At 64.2% G+C, this 13,989-nt stretch carries 14 protein-coding genes; 5 read left to right on the top strand and 9 right to left on the bottom strand.

Annotated elements, in window-relative coordinates; genetic code table 11:
• Nucleotides 1–89 precede the first annotated feature (89 nt).
• On the top strand, nucleotides 90–1,508 hold the full coding sequence (locus tag C1D09_RS05305) for an aminotransferase-like domain-containing protein (protein ID WP_143973319.1): 1,419 nt from the start codon (nucleotides 90–92) through the stop codon (nucleotides 1,506–1,508).
• A 2-nt stretch (nucleotides 1,509–1,510) separates the two neighbouring features.
• Here the strand turns inward: C1D09_RS05305 and C1D09_RS05300 are convergent, their stop codons facing one another.
• Nucleotides 1,511–2,401, bottom strand: a complete 891-nt coding sequence (locus tag C1D09_RS05300) for a LysR family transcriptional regulator (protein WP_143973318.1) — start codon at nucleotides 2,399–2,401, stop codon at nucleotides 1,511–1,513.
• A 129-nt stretch (nucleotides 2,402–2,530) separates the two neighbouring features.
• On the opposite strand from C1D09_RS05300, the gene C1D09_RS05295 reads away from it, so the two are divergent.
• The gene (locus tag C1D09_RS05295; RefSeq protein ID WP_143973317.1) at nucleotides 2,531–3,988 is read left to right on the top strand and encodes an MFS transporter; all 1,458 of its coding nucleotides are present in this window, start codon (nucleotides 2,531–2,533) and stop codon (nucleotides 3,986–3,988) included.
• A 240-nt stretch (nucleotides 3,989–4,228) separates the two neighbouring features.
• Nucleotides 4,229–5,431: a CmlA/FloR family chloramphenicol efflux MFS transporter gene (cml, locus tag C1D09_RS05290; RefSeq protein ID WP_143973316.1), complete on the top strand. Its 1,203-nt coding sequence runs from the start codon at nucleotides 4,229–4,231 to the stop codon at nucleotides 5,429–5,431.
• Between the two features lie 27 nt (nucleotides 5,432–5,458).
• Here the strand turns inward: cml and C1D09_RS05285 are convergent, their stop codons facing one another.
• From C1D09_RS05285 to C1D09_RS05275, 3 genes are all read right to left on the bottom strand, one after another.
• Nucleotides 5,459–5,956: a MaoC family dehydratase gene (locus tag C1D09_RS05285; protein ID WP_143973315.1), complete on the bottom strand. Its 498-nt coding sequence runs from the start codon at nucleotides 5,954–5,956 to the stop codon at nucleotides 5,459–5,461.
• 256 nt (nucleotides 5,957–6,212) lie between these two features.
• On the bottom strand, nucleotides 6,213–6,641 hold the full coding sequence (locus tag C1D09_RS05280; protein ID WP_143973314.1) for a phasin family protein: 429 nt from the start codon (nucleotides 6,639–6,641) through the stop codon (nucleotides 6,213–6,215).
• A gap of 100 nt (nucleotides 6,642–6,741) precedes the next feature.
• Entirely contained in the window at nucleotides 6,742–8,037 is a 1,296-nt protein-coding gene (locus tag C1D09_RS05275) for a DUF445 domain-containing protein (RefSeq protein WP_143973313.1), read from the bottom strand.
• A 309-nt stretch (nucleotides 8,038–8,346) separates the two neighbouring features.
• Here C1D09_RS05275 and rirA point away from each other — a divergent pair, with 309 nt between their 5' ends.
• Nucleotides 8,347–8,808, top strand: coding sequence for an iron-responsive transcriptional regulator RirA (gene rirA, locus C1D09_RS05270; RefSeq protein ID WP_140890491.1), 462 nt, complete (start codon nucleotides 8,347–8,349; stop codon nucleotides 8,806–8,808).
• 152 nt (nucleotides 8,809–8,960) lie between these two features.
• On the opposite strand, the gene C1D09_RS05265 is transcribed toward rirA, so the two are convergent.
• The 5 genes from C1D09_RS05265 to hemP are packed head-to-tail and all read right to left on the bottom strand — an operon-like array spanning nucleotide 8,961 to nucleotide 13,117.
• Nucleotides 8,961–9,752 carry a heme ABC transporter ATP-binding protein gene (locus tag C1D09_RS05265; RefSeq protein WP_143973312.1) on the bottom strand — a complete coding sequence of 264 codons (792 nt, stop codon included), beginning with the start codon at nucleotides 9,750–9,752 and terminating at the stop codon, nucleotides 8,961–8,963.
• A gap of 39 nt (nucleotides 9,753–9,791) precedes the next feature.
• Nucleotides 9,792–10,895, bottom strand: coding sequence for a FecCD family ABC transporter permease (locus C1D09_RS05260; RefSeq protein ID WP_143973311.1), 1,104 nt, complete (start codon nucleotides 10,893–10,895; stop codon nucleotides 9,792–9,794).
• 11 nt (nucleotides 10,896–10,906) lie between these two features.
• Nucleotides 10,907–11,815: a heme/hemin ABC transporter substrate-binding protein gene (locus tag C1D09_RS05255; protein ID WP_143973310.1), complete on the bottom strand. Its 909-nt coding sequence runs from the start codon at nucleotides 11,813–11,815 to the stop codon at nucleotides 10,907–10,909.
• Between the two features lie 11 nt (nucleotides 11,816–11,826).
• Nucleotides 11,827–12,888 (bottom strand): hemin-degrading factor, encoded by a 1,062-nt coding sequence (locus tag C1D09_RS05250; protein ID WP_143973309.1) that lies wholly within the window; start codon nucleotides 12,886–12,888, stop codon nucleotides 11,827–11,829.
• A gap of 22 nt (nucleotides 12,889–12,910) precedes the next feature.
• On the bottom strand, nucleotides 12,911–13,117 hold the full coding sequence (hemP, locus tag C1D09_RS05245; RefSeq protein ID WP_038647321.1) for a hemin uptake protein HemP: 207 nt from the start codon (nucleotides 13,115–13,117) through the stop codon (nucleotides 12,911–12,913).
• Between the two features lie 200 nt (nucleotides 13,118–13,317).
• Between hemP and C1D09_RS05240 the strand changes: the two genes are divergently transcribed.
• A partial coding sequence (locus C1D09_RS05240; RefSeq protein WP_208760350.1) for a TonB-dependent receptor plug domain-containing protein occupies nucleotides 13,318–13,989 on the top strand: 672 nt, incomplete at its 3' end.

The raw sequence follows: 13,989 nt of genomic DNA, 5'->3' as shown, positions 1-13,989 counted from the left end.
TCGCCCTCTATCGGGCAGATGCACATGGCGCGGCTAGAGACAATGCGGTACAATTCTACGAAACTGTAATGGCATACTGAGCAGTACAGATGACCGACCTCGCCTTGGAAACTGATGGCGCAAAAACCCTGGGCGCCCCCACTCTGGTCGAAACCATCATGGCGACCATTCGCCAACGGATCGCCGCGCGAAGCCTGACACCGGGAGCACGGTTGCCGTCGATCCGCGCCTTCGCCCAATCCATGCAGGTGTCCAAATCCACCGTGGTCGAAGCCTATGAGCGGCTCGCTGCCGAAGGCACGATCCGCTCCCGGCCAGGCTCGGGCTTCTACGCCGCCGGCTCGCTGGCGCCGTTGTCCCTGGCCGAGATCGGTCCCCGGCTCGACCGTGCCGTCGATCCGCTCTGGGTTTCGCGCCAGTCGCTGGACGCCGGCGACGAGGCATTGAAACCCGGCTGCGGCTGGCTGCCGGCCTCCTGGATGCCGCAGGCCGGGCTGCGGCGCGCACTCCGCGCGGCAGCGCGCGCCGATGATGTCGCGCTTGCCGACTATGGCACGCCGCTTGGCTTGCCGTCGTTGCGGCAGTTGTTGGCACGGCGCATGGCCGGACATGGCGTCGAAGCGTCGCCTGAACAGGTCATGCTGACGGAATCGGGCACGCAGGCCATCGACCTCCTCTGCCGGTTCCTGATCGAGCCTGGCGACACGGTGCTGGTCGACGATCCCTGCTATTTCAATTTCCACGCTTTGCTGCGCGCCCATCGCGCCAAGGTCGTCAGCGTTCCCTACACGCCCTCGGGGCCTGATATCGAGTTGTTTGCGCAGGCGCTAGCCGAGCACCGGCCGCGCCTCTACATCACCAACTCCGCCATCCACAACCCGACCGGCGCGATCCTGTCGCCGGTTACCGCACACCGTTTGCTGAAGCTCGCCGACCAGTCCGACCTCACCATTGTCGAGGACGACATCTTCGCCGATTTCGAACATGCCCCTGCCCCTAGGCTGGCGGCCTTCGATGGCCTGAACCGCGTCGTCCACATCGGCAGCTTCTCCAAGACGCTGTCGGCGTCGGTGCGCTGCGGTTTCATCGCCGCGCCCCGCGACTGGATCGAGGGCCTGACCGACCTCAAGATCGCCACGACTTTCGGCAGCGGACGCCTGGCCGCCGAACTGGTGCTGACGTTGCTGAGGGATGGCAGTTACCGCAAGCATATGGATCTGCTGCGCGCCAAGCTGGCGCGCGCCATAGCCGAGACCGGCGCCCGGCTGAAGGCGATCGGCATCACGCCCTGGATCGACCAACCGGCCGGCTTGTTCCTGTGGTGCAGGCTCCCCGATGGCGTTGACGCGGCCGAAGTCGCCCGCCGGGCGCTTGCCGACAATGTCGTGCTGGCGCCGGGCAATGCGTTCAGCCTGTCCCAGACGGCTAGCCGTTTTCTGCGCTTCAACGTCGCCCAATGCGAAGACCAGCGGATTTTCAAGGTGATCGAGGCAGCGATGGCGCGCTGATCTCAGCGCCCCGCACAGACCTGCCGCACGCAATCGCGCAACCAGCGTTGCGCCGGGTCGGCATCGAGGCTCGGATGCCAGAGCATCGAAATGGTGACTTCCACCGTCGTGACCGGCAGCTGAAAACTGTGCATGCCGGCGCGCGCGCCGGCTGTGTGCCGCTCGGGCACGCTGGCGATCAGATCCGAGGCGCGCACCATGGCGAGCGCCGCCGAGAAACCCGAGACCATGCAGACGACCGTTCGCTGCAGGCCAAGCGCACCCAGCGCGTCGTCGATCGGTCCTTTCTCACGGCCGTGCCGCGAAACACTGATATGCCGGCCCGCCGCATAGCGCTCGGGCGTCACCGTGCCTTCGCTCAAGGGATGGCCTGATCGGACAGCGCCGATGAAGCGGTCGCGAAACAGCGCCTGGATGCGCACTTCTGGCCCGCTTTCGCCGGCAACCCCGATTTCCAGGTCGATCGCCGCGTGGCGCAGCGACGTCACATCCTTGTCGGACTTCGGCGCGAAACGCAGCCGCACGCCAGGCGCTTCCGCCGCGATGCGGGCGACCAGGCGAGGCCCGAACTCCTCGACGAAACCTTCGTTGGTGCGCAGCGTGAAGACCCTGTTCAGGCTTGAGGGATCAAGCAATTCGGCAGGGCGCAGTAGCGCCTCCGCGTCCTGAACGACAGGACCGACCTGGCGGCGCAATTCCTGCGCGCGTGGCGTCGCCACCAGGCCGCGTCCGGCCCGGACCAGCAGAGGATCGCCCGTTGCCTCGCGCAGCCGCGCCAATGTCCGGCTCATCGCCGAGGGGCTGAGCCGCAGACGGCGCGCCGCGCGGGCCACGCTGCCTTCCGCCAGCAGCACGTCGAGCGCAAAGAGCATATTGAGATCGGGCGTCGTCATCGGCGAATCCTAGCACGATGTGGCGTCTCGTGCACTGATATGATGCAAATGCTGCGCCTTCCGCCATATCAAGCGCAGGGCTAGATCTCCGTCGGCTCCGGTTCCGGAGTGGACGAAAAGGAGATCGCCATGGCAGTCGCCGCACAAGATCGGCAAGGGCTGATATCAGCCTCGCAACAGAAGCAATCCGTCGGCTGGACGCTGGCAAGCCTGTCACTCGCCACGCTGTTGTCGTCGCTGGGAACCAGCATTGCCAGCGTCGGGCTGCCCTCGCTGATGCAGACGTTCGGGGCGTCGTTCCAGGCCGTGCAATGGGTGGTTCTGGCCTATCTCCTCGCTATCACCACGTTGATCGTCAGCGCCGGGCGGCTGGCCGACATGTTCGGGCGCCGGCCGCTGCTGCTTGGCGGCATCGCGCTGTTCACGTCGGCATCGGTGCTCTGCGGCCTCGCGCCGACGCTCTGGCTGCTGATCGCCGCGCGGGCCGTGCAGGGGCTTGGCGCGGCGCTGATGATGGCGCTGACGCTGGCCTTTGTCGCGGAGACGGTGAGCAAGGAACGGACCGGCAGCGCCATGGGCCTGCTGGGCGCCATGTCGGCGATCGGCACGACGCTCGGGCCGTCGCTCGGCGGCCTGCTGATCGCCGGCCTCGGTTGGCGCGCGATTTTCCTGGTCAATGTCCCGCTGGGCCTTATGACCTTCGCCCTCGCCTGGCGTGCATTGCCTGCCGGCAACAAGAGCGCGCAGGCGGCTCAAGGCAAGTTCGACGCGATCGGCACTGTCCTGTTGACCGTGACGCTGGCCGCCTATGCATTGGCCATGACGCTTGGCCGGGGCCATTTCGGTGTGCTCAACATCGGCCTGTTGGCCGCAACAGCGCTCGGCATCGGTCTATTCGCCATCGCCCAGAAGCGAGTGAAAAACCCTCTGGTCCAACTGGCCAGCTTCCGGGATCCGCGGCTCAGCGCCAGCCTGGTCATGAGCCTCATCGTCGCCACGGTGATGATGGCGACCCTGGTGGTCGCTCCGTTCTACCTGTCGCGTGGATTGGGACTCGATGCCGCGATGGTCGGCGTGGTGCTTTCCACCGGGCCGCTTGTCTCGACCCTGTCGGCACTGCTGGCCGGACGCCTCTCCGATCGCTTCGGAGCACACCGGATGATGGTCGCCGGACTTACCACCCTCGCAACGGGCACATTCCTGCTCTCGCTCGCCATGACGAAACTCGGTATTGCCAGCTATGTCATTCCCATCATGGTGACCTGTTTCGGCTACGCCCTGTTCCAGACTTCCAGCAATGCGGCCGTCATGAGCGGTGTCGGCGCCGGCGAGCGCGGCGTCATTTCAGGCGTGCTCAACCTGTCGCGCAATCTCGGCCTCGTCACCGGCGCATCGCTGATGGGCGCCATCTTCGCGGTTGCATCCAACGGCGCTCGCCAAGGAACCGGACAGGATGTTCTGAGCTCCGCCGCAGCCCGGGGCATGCAGGTCACCTTTGAGACGGCAACGGCCCTGGCGCTGGCAGCACTGCTGCTTGCGCTGTTCTCGCTGCGCTTTGCTGGCCGTACCCAGCCCGGGATTGCCTGATCCATTTGGACGTTCGCCGGTACTGCCCAAGGTTGCCGGGCCGATCCCGGGCTGCTACTGAACGGCGCACAGGCTATGCCTGCAACGTCAATTTGGGGCAGCGGTATGGGAACCACCAAGTCAGCAGACAAGTAAGCCGCGACAACATTTCGTTGTTGCGGCCTTCTGCCCCGTCAAATCAGACCATCCACGAAACGGCAGATCGCCGCCAAATCTCATCATTTGTGCGGATGCTCAATCATGCCTTTTCCAAAACGCCCGATATGGGCCTATTCCTTGCCGTCGGCGCTGCTGCTGATGGCGCCTTTCGATATCCTGGCCTCGCTGGCCATGGATATCTACCTGCCGGTGGTTCCGCTGATGCCGGAGGCTCTCGGCACGTCGCCTTCGGCCATCCAGCTGACACTCAGCCTCTATATGATCACCCTTGGCTTCGGCCAAATCGCGTTCGGCCCGATCTCCGACCGAATCGGCAGGCGGCCGGTGCTGCTCGGCGGCGGGCTGCTGTTCGCGGCCGCTTCCATCGCGCTCGCCGGCACGTCATTGGCCACAGCCTTCGTCGTGTTGCGCGTCGTGCAAGCCATGGGAGCGTCGGCTGTTCTGGTCGCGACCTTCGCCACGGTGCGCGACGTCTACGCGGAGCGGCCCGAGGGCACGGTCATCTATGGCCTGTTCAGTTCCATGCTGGCCTTCGTGCCCGCGTTGGGGCCAATCGCCGGCGCCCTTATCGCCAAGGGCTTCGGCTGGCGGGCGATCTTCGTCACTCTTGGCATTCTGGCCGTTGCCGCCACGCTCAACGCGTGGCCGCGCTGGCACGAAACGCGGCCCCAGAGCGGCTTCGGACCGCGCCCTGCCTTCGGCCCGATCCTGTGCAGCTTCGCCTTCTGGACCTATACTATTGGTTTCGCCGCGGCGATGGGCACGTTCTTCGTGTTCTTCTCGACGGCGCCACGCGTGCTCATCGATCGTGCCGGCTTCACGCAGGTCGGCTTCAGCCTCGCCTTTGCCACGGCTGCAGTGGTGATGATCGCGACGACGCGACTTGCCAGGCCGCTCATCGCGCGCTGGGGCACCGCCGGCAGCTTGGCGCGCGGCATGGCGATGCTGCTTCTCGGCGCATCGATGTTGGCGATCGGACAAATGGCGGCCGCGCCATCCTTCGCCACCTTCGTCCTGCCGATGTGGTTGATGGCGGTGGGCATCGTCCTTGCCGGATCGGTCACCGCCAACGGCGCGCTTGAAGCGTTCAGCGATGTCGCTGGGACCGCGGTGGCGCTCTATTTCTGCGCCCAAAGCCTGATCGTCGGCATTGCCGGCACGTTCGTGGTCATCTTCTTGGGAGGCGACACGGCATGGCCGTTGGCCTTCTACGCCACGGTTTCGGCGGCAACGACATTATGCGCATTGAGGCGCTTGCAGAGCCGGCAACAAGCCGCCTCCTGAAAAAATCGCAGGGGCTTGGGCGAACGCTCAGGCCCCTGCCCGTTTGCGGCGCTCATAGAGCATGACCAGCGTTTCCGCTGTCAGCGCCGGCTTTTCCTCGCCTTCGATCTCGACCGTATTGGCTGCCTTCATCAGATACTGGCCAGGCCCCCTGTCTTCCATGGAAAGCAGGACGGTGCGCAGCCTGATGCGGGCACCGACCCTGACCGGCGCCAGGAAACGCACCCTGTCGAAGCCATAGTTGAAGGCGGCCTGGGTGTTTTCCGGCACTATGCCCATGCCGAGCGCCAACGCGCCGATGATCGACAATGTCAGATAGCCATGCGCGATCGTCGTGCGGAACGGGCTTTGTCGCCGCGCGCGCTCAGGGTCGACATGGATCCATTGGTGGTCGCCGGTGCATTCGGCGAACTGGTTGATGCGGTCCTGATCGACCGTGGTCCATTCCGAGACGCCGAGTTCCTGCCCGGACATCGTTCTCAACTGCTCATAGGTCGGCGGCGTTTTAGGCCGTACTTCGTTCATTCCTGCTTTCCCGATCGCTTGCCGTGCCTCCGGACCACGAACGGATGGCCCCTGTCAATTCACCCCTTGTGAATCGCTTCCGTCGAATTCCGGCTGAACCGTGCCATGCCTTGCCGCGCAATGGCAGGCCGAATTCGGATTTTCGGACCTTCCAGGGGCGCCGACGCTTATAACGTGGCGCGGATGCAACTATGGGCAGGGTCGCGATGGCAAACCAGCATGTCTCGCCGAAGACGAAACGACAGGCCGCGGAAACCTATTTCTGCCCGTAGCCGGCGCGGATTTCCTCCATCGCCTGCTTGATGCGCGCGCGCAGGATTTCGATCGATTCGGTTCCGGATTTTCGAGCCAGTTCAGCCACTTCACCGGCATTCTTAAGCGCAGCCTCGAAGGATTTCCTGGCGAACTCCGTCTGCTTGGCCATCAGTTCCTGCGGGTTGCCCGGCGCCCGGTAGCTCTGCGCCATGTCGGCAATTTCACGCAGCGCGTCCTGCAGCATGGCGCGTTGCCTCGACAACAGCGAGGTGGCGCCGTCGGCGCCGGCTCGCGCCGATTTCTCCAAGGCTTCGAGGTTCTTGCGGTGATGGGCAAGGATCGCCTCGATATCTACATTGGGCACCTTCAGGTCGCGGCCGAACCTGCCGAACATGTCCATGAAGGAATCGGATTCCGGTTGCTTGGCCATGCTGTCTCCCCTTTGCCGCGGTTGCGGGTGCCCTCGTCGGGAGCATAGCACTCGGGTGCCGCCTGTCCATTTCGAAGACGGGCCCGATGATCGCGACGCATCAATTGACCGGGAGCAGCAGTTCGATCGCATAGAGCACGATACCCGCCAGCCCGCCGATGATCATACCGTTGAAGCGGATATACTGCAGGTCCCGGCCGATGTTCATCTCGATCAGCCGCGTCAGTTGCGCCAGGTCCCAGCGCTTGACCTGATCGGCGATGAATTTCGACACGCCGCTCTTCTGGCTTTCGACGAAGGAGGCCAGCGCCACGACGAACCCCTGGTTCATGTCGGCCCGGATCTGGGCATCGCCGGCGAGATGGCGGCCGACCTCGAGGAACATGTTGGCGAGATGCGCGCGGATCACTGAATTCGGCGCATTGGCGTCCTGCTCGATGAACAGGCTGAGGCTCTTCCACATGTCACCGGCCAGCGCCCTGACTTCGGGTCGGGCGAGGAAATCGCGCTTCATTTTCTCGGCGCGTTTTGAATATTGCTTGGACGTCCGCAGCCGCTCGACGAAGCCTTGCGCGAAACGGTCGAACTCGGCGCGCATCGGATGGTCGGGATCGGCCCGCACCTCGTCGAGCAAGGAACCCGCCGAGGCGACGATCTTCTTCAGAAGGTAGGCGTCGGCCCTGAACAGGTTGAACAAAGACGGCAGTTCCTCGCGGATCTTCTCGCGCATGGTCGCCAGCGCCTGTTCGTCGTTGAGGAAGCGGCCGACCACCTTCATGAACTCGTCGAACAGCTTTTGATGACGGCGGTCGTCGGTCAGCGCCGACAACAGGTCCGCCGCCAGCGGCGCCAGAGGCACTTTTTCAATCTGCTCGAGCATGCGGCTGGTGACGAAGCCGCGCAGACCGGACTGCTCGACGGCGGCAAGTGTCTGCGGCACCAGCCGCACGACGAAGCGCGACAGGCCGGCGGCGCGTTCGGCATCGGTCAGCCAGTCGGCGACAAGTGCCGCAAAATCGACCTCGGCAAGCTTTTCCCGCACCGGTTCCGGCGCCAGGAAGTTGGCCTCGATGAAGCGGCCGAGATTGTCGGCGATGCGGTTCTGGTTTTCCGGGATGATGGCGGTGTGCGGGATCGGCAATCCGAGCGGTCGCCTGAACAGCGCCACCACCGCGTACCAGTCGGCAAGGCCGCCGATGGTCGCTGCCTCGGCGAAGGCAGCGACAAACCCCAGCCATGGATGGGAGCTCTCGAACGACTTGGCCAAGGCGAAAACCAGCACGCAAAGCGCCAGTGCCGCCGTGGCGATGAATTTGGTGCGACGCAACGCCGAAAGCTTGGCGGTCGCCTCAGTATCGAAACGGACAGGCGCCAGGGACGAAGCCGATTGGGACATGGTGAACTGCTCCTCGTCGATCGCTGGTCGATCTCTGGTCGATTTCGGGGCGATCTCGGCCCTATCTAGGGTTTCATCAGCCGGAATGCCCGCCTTGCCCGGTTTTCCCCCCGTTTTGGCGGGCCGCACAAATAAAGTTGACGAGAATATTCATCTATGATGCCCGGCCAGTCTGGAATTGTTCCAAGGTATAGGCCATATTCGGGTCAAGGCCAGCGCGGCGAATCCGAGACTCCGGGATCAGAACCGCGGCGGCGAAGTTCAGGAAGTCGGCGTGGTTGAACCGCGCCGGCGCCTAGTGAGGACGAAATGCGGCTTACACGCCAGACCAATTATGCCATGCGCATCCTGATGTACTGTGCCGCCAACAATGACCGGTTGAGCCGCATTCCCGAAATCGCGACCGCCTATTCCGTGTCGGAACTCTTCCTGTTCAAGATCCTGCAGCCCCTGGTCGAGAACGGGCTGGTCGAGACGGTGCGCGGCAGGAATGGCGGCGTCCGGCTTGGCCGCGCCGCCGAGGCGATCAGCCTCTTCGACGTCGTGCGCGTGACCGAGGAAAGCTTCGCCATGGCCGAATGCTTCGAGAACGATGCCGCCGAGTGCCCGCTGGTCGACAGCTGCGCGCTGAATTCAGCGCTGCGCGAGGCCCTCAACGCCTTCTTCGCCGTGCTTGCCCGCTACACCGTCGCCGATATGGTGGCGGCAAGGCCGAATGTCCGCAACCTGCTCGGCATCGACATGCTGGAACGCCGCGCCCCGGCCGCCTGAGCAAGTCTCCCCACGGCCGTTAGGTCTGTCGGGATTCAGGTCAAACCGAGCCGAGAATCGCGGTTCCGAGAACCGGAACGGAGCGTACTTTCGGGTACGTGAGTACCGGAAGCGCGGGAAGCGGCCATTCGCAGGCCGGCCTCACCTGAATATCAATAGACTGCGGATTGCGGCAACACGAACGGCATGTCGCCGGCGGGCAGCACGCCGACCCTGAGCCGGCAATCGAACACTTTCTCGATCAGATCATCACTCAGCACATCCTGTGGCGAACCGGTGGCCGCGAGCCGACCACGATGCATGACGAAGATCCGGTCGGCATACATGGCCGTCAGATTGAGGTCGTGCAGAATGGCGACCACGCCGCCGCCCCGTCTGGCGAAGTCGCGGGCGATGTTCATGATGATCAGTTGATGCTTGATGTCGAGGCTGGAAACCGGCTCGTCGAGAAAGAGATAGCGCGGCTTGCCGTCGAGCATTGGCGCCCAGACCTGGCACAGCACGCGCGCAAGCTGGACGCGCTGCTGCTCGCCGCCCGAAAGCGCCTGATAGAAACGGCCTGCAAAACCTTCGAGGTCGACACGCGCCAGGGCCCGCTCCGGCAGCCGCGCATCCTGGCCCGGCAAGGCACCCGACCGCCCGCCGACAAGGCCAAGCTTGACCACCTCACGCACGGTGAACGGAAAGGACAACGTCGTCGCCTGCGGCAGCACCGCGCGATGCACCGCTCTCTCGGCCGGCTTCATCGACGAAAGGTTTCGGCCGTTGAGAGCGACGCGCCCGGTATAGGCGAGTTCGCCGGACAAAGCCTTCAGGAAGGTCGTCTTGCCCGAACCGTTGGGACCGACGATAGCCGCCACTTCACCGGGCCGCGCGTCGAAATCGACACCACCGACGATGCGCTTGCCGGAGATATCAACGGAAACATCCCTTGCCTCGATCATCTAAGCCTCACAGGTCCCAAGTCGCGCCGAACTGACGGCTCACAGATCGATCACGCCGCGCTTGCGCAACAGGATCCACAGGAAGAACGGTGCGCCGGCGATCGCGGTGACGATGCCGATCGGCAATTCGGCCGGCGCCACGACGGTGCGCGCGACGGCGTCGGCCAACAGCAGCAGCGAGGCGCCGAGCAGCGCCGAAGCCGGCAAGAGATAGCGATTGTCGGGACCGATCAGCAGGCGCAGCAGATGCGGCACGACGATGCCGACGAAGCCGATGCCGCCGCTGACCGCGACGGATGCGCCGACCGCCGCCGAGACGCAGATAATCGCCGTGTATTTCAGCCGCTGCACCGGTATGCCGAGATGGCCGGCGGTCGCCTCGCCCAGCGCCAGCGCGTTGAGGCCGCGCGCCAGGAAAGGCATCGCCGCCAGCGCCAGTATGATGATCGGCCCGACGGAACCGATCGTCGCCCATGTCGCCCCACCCAGCGATCCGAGTGACCAGAACATCAGGTCGCGCAGCTGGCGATCGTCCGCCATGAAGATGAGGATGCCGGTCAGCGCCATGGCAAGGGCTGCCAGCGCGATGCCGGCGAGCAGCATGGTGGCGACCGAGGTTTGCCCACGTCGCGTCGCGACCTGATAAAGCGCCAGGGTCGAGGCAAGGCCACCGAAGAAGGCCGCCAGCGGCAGCGCAAGCGTGCCGAGCAAGGTCATCAACGGCGCCAGCACCGAGGTGCCAAGCACGATGATGGCCACCGCCCCGAGGCTGGAGCCGGCGGAAACGCCAATCAGGCCGGGGTCGGCCAGCGGGTTGCGGAACAACCCCTGCATGACGGCGCCCGAGACCGCGAGCGCCGCGCCGACCAGCATGCCGAGGATGATGCGCGGCAAACGGATGTCGTAGATGATCAGGCTGTCACGGCCGCTCAGCGCCACGTCGCTCGGAATAGCCCCCAGCAGCCAACCCTTGAGGACGCTGACAGCCGAAGCATCCGATGCCCCTGACGTGAGCGACAAAAGCATGGCGGCCGCGAGCCCGAGACAGAGCAAAAGGTTGACGATGCGGGCGCGGCCCGAGCGGTCGCCCTCGGATGCATTCGCCACCACTTCCACCGGGCCGGCGATCGATTGATCGACCATGATCGGCCCGCTCAGTCCGTGACCTGGGCGCCATAGAGCGAGACGGCGAGGTCGTGAATGGCGTCGGCGGTGCGCGGCCCGAAACCGAGCAGGTAGCCGCCATCGATGCGGATCAGCTTGCGCGCGGTTCCGGCCGGCGTTGAAGCGATCGACGGGTTGCCGAACAATTCGTCGTCCGACACCGGCGGCCCGGCATTGCTCATCATCAGGATGACGTCAGGCCTGGCGGTGATGATTGCCTCGTCGGACATCTGCTTGTAGCCGGAGAAMCCCTCGACGGCGTTGACCCCGCCCGCCAGCTTGACCATGCCGTCGGCTGCGGTTTCGCTTCCGGCCGCCAGGATCTTGCCGCCCTGCATCGACAGCACGAACAGGATGCGCTTGCGCTCCTTGATCGAGGCCGTCTGCTTTTCGGCGGCCGTCAGCTTGGCATCGAGTTCCTTGGCCAGCACCTCGGCCTTGGCATCGACGCCAAGTGCCTTGCCGACGATGCGAACCTTCTCGAGGATGCCCCCGTGGCTATAGTGCTCGGGCACCTCGATGAAAGGGATGCTGGCCTTCTTCAACACATCGACGGCCGCCCTGGGGCCGCTGCCGTGCAGCGCCAGGATACCGGTCGGATTAACCGACAGCACTCCTTCCGGCGACAGTGCGCGCATATAGCCGACATCGGGCAAGGCAAGCGCCGCTTTCGGATAATTGCTGGTGGAATCGCGCGCCACCAGATGTTTCTCCTCGCCAAGCGCATAGACGATTTCGGTGATCGAACCGCCTATGGCGGCGATCTTCGACGGATCCGAGAAGACCGAGACGCCCTCGGCGGCGCCGGCCGGCTGCAACGCGGCAATAGATAGGGAAAGCCCGACGATCGGGGCAAACGTCGATCGGCGCATGGCGGGCAGGGTCGGGAAAAACCGCATCACACTGCTCCTCACGCTGCCGTCGGGCTTGGAATACGTGGCAGGTTCTCGGCCAGGAAACGCCAATCGTCGCGCTCGCTCTCGCCTTCATGGCGCTTGCCGAAGAATTGGATGATCATCTCGCCGTCGGCCGCATAGACCTCGAGCGAGGTGACATGACCATCCTTGGTGGGCTTGCGCACTGCCCAGACTTCATGGATGTGGTCGGTGCGCAGGTGCAGGTGGAAGGTCTCGTCGAGCACATTGATCCACGGTCCCATCGGCTTGATCGACTTGACCTGTCCGGAATGGATCTGGATGCAGCCGCGGTTGCCGACGAAGCACATGATCGGCATCCCGCCTTCGGCGGCATGGTGGAACATTGCGCGGACCGCGTCATTGTCGAGCAGCCAGGCATAGTCCGTTCCGACCATGCGCACAGCCTGGCGGCGGCTGAGCTTGAGCGTTTTCAGCATGCCGAAGAACTGGTGAACATCGGTCAGCCGGCTCCAGCGGTCGCGCAGATCGTTAGGGTTGGCGCTGGTTGCCCCGGCCTCGCTCGGATCGTCGGAGATTGGCCCTGAAATATCGACCGATGGTTCCTGGTTGGAAGATTCCAGCGAAGCGACCAGCTTCTGGTAGGCATAGAGGCTGGAGGCCGGCCGCAGATGCACCTTGTGCACCGCTTCGCCCGCCGCATCGAAGAACTGCAGGCTGCGGCGAATCTCGTCGCCCTCGCGTTTCTCCGCGGCAAAGCCATGCGCCCAGACCTTCGGAAAGATGCGCAGGTCGATGTTCTCGCCAAGCACCATGGCATTGTGGTTGCCGGTGACGACCTTGTCATAGACGCCGATCTTTTCGTGCACGGCGCTTTCGTTGCGGGTCAGCGCCATCACCTCGCCGACCGCCTCGAGACCGGTCAAGAGGTCGTTGACGCGCGGCTCGATGCGAACGACGCCGTCGCCGCAATGCGCGGCGACCAACTCGGCTTCCGAAATGCCGAGTTGGGCTGCCAGGTCACGCTCGCGCGTTTTCGGATTTTCGGTCCGCGCCCGCCGGATTTCATGCGGAGTGGGTTTTACGCGCTGGTCCATGTCTCGTCCCTACCGCCTTGCCTTACTTGTTGAGAATGAGCTTGCCCTGCCGGGTGATCTTCAGCCGGTAGAGCGCGCCATGATGCTCGATGCCGATCTCGTGTTCGCCCTGGAACAGCGTGTTGCTGGAGAGCGTGCGCACCGCCAGCGGGATCCGGTCGAAGCGGCTGGAGGCATCGTCGGAACGCCGGACGCGATAACGAAAGTCGTTGGGATTGTGCGTGTTCATCTGGGTCGATCCCTTTCCTGTGCCGGGCATCTGGCTAGGCGTTGCGAAATTGCCGATTCATTTCTTGACTTGAATAATCATGTTTATTAGTCAGTGCAATACCGGAGTAAACGAGTCAACATTTAAGACACCGGACACGATGAAAAATGCCAGCAAGCCCCGGGCCAGCCAGCATGAAACCTGGAATCTGGAGTTGGGGCATGGGGTTTTTGAACTGGGAATTGCGCGGCCGGTCGGCGGCAAACGGCGTGGCGGCTTTGTTGGCGAGCGTGGCGGCGGTCGCCCTATCCGCGCCAGCGGCGCATGCCCAACAGGCAACGCAGCCTGCGGGCGAGCAGACGGATCAGTCGAAGCAGGCTGACCAGGAAAAAGCCGCCCCCGCGAGCGCGACGCTGCTCGACAAGATTTTGGTGATCAGCCGTACCGGCGAAACGGCTATCGAATCACTGGCCTCGGCCAGCCATGTCGACCAGGAGCAACTCGCCCGCCGCATGGCGACGACGCCGAACGAGATGTTGTTGGGTGTGCCCGGTGTCGCGACACAGGCCGACGCCAGGCGCGTCAGCACCAGCATCAACATTCGCGGCCTGCAAGATTTCGGCCGGGTCGCGGTCATTGTGGACGGCGCGCGCCAGGATTTCCAGCGCTCAGACCATGGCACACAGTCGACCTTTTACATCGACCCCGAGCTTGTCAAATCCGTCGATGTGATCCGCGGTCCGGTCGCCAACACCTATGGTTCGGGCGCCATCGGCGGGGTCGTGTTCTTCGACACCAAGGACGCCGCGGACTTCCTCAAGCCGGAGGAAACATGGAGCGCTTCGGTAACCGGACGCTATGAGAGCAACGGCAAGGGCTGGACCACCAGCGCC

This window comes from Mesorhizobium intechi (genome assembly GCF_002879535.1).
GTDB classification, from domain to species: domain Bacteria; phylum Pseudomonadota; class Alphaproteobacteria; order Rhizobiales; family Rhizobiaceae; genus Mesorhizobium; species Mesorhizobium intechi.
The sequence above is the reverse complement of the archived record's forward strand: the minus strand, read 5'-3'. Positions and strand labels throughout refer to the sequence as shown.